The 494-nt window shown below is 67.4% G+C and carries 1 protein-coding gene; it reads left to right on the top strand.

Annotated elements, in window-relative coordinates; all coding sequences use genetic code 11:
• On the top strand, positions 1 to 494 hold a 494-nt coding region (locus U4Z31_RS36970; RefSeq protein ID WP_321813000.1), incomplete at both ends, for a methyl-accepting chemotaxis protein.

Genomic DNA, 494 nt, shown 5'->3' on the forward strand with positions numbered 1-494 from the left:
AAGGCGCTGAACATCAACCAGGTCGTCGCGACCATCACCAAGGTGGCCGACCAGACCAACCTGCTGTCGCTGAACGCGGCGATCGAGGCCGAGAAGGCCGGCGAGTACGGCCGCGGCTTCGCGGTCGTCGCGACCGAGATCCGCCGCCTGGCCGACCAGACGGCGGTGGCGACCTACGACATCGAGCAGACGGTGAAGGAGATCCAGTCGGCCGTGTCGGCGGGTGTGATGGGGATGGACAAGTTCTCCGAGGAAGTGCGCCGCGGCATGCTCGACGTGCAGCAGGTCGGCGGGCAGCTGTCGCAGATCATCGCCGAGGTGCAGACGCTCGCGCCGCGCTTCCAGATGGTCAACGAAGGGATGCAGACGCAGGCGAACGGTGCCGAGCAGATCACGCAGGCGCTGTCGCAGCTGTCGGAAGCCGCGCAGCAGACGGCCGAATCGCTGCGCCAGTCGTCGCAGGCGATCGACGACCTCACGCTCGTCGCGAACCA

This window comes from Burkholderia sp. BCC1985, assembly GCF_905339915.1.
Taxonomy (GTDB): domain Bacteria; phylum Pseudomonadota; class Gammaproteobacteria; order Burkholderiales; family Burkholderiaceae; genus Burkholderia.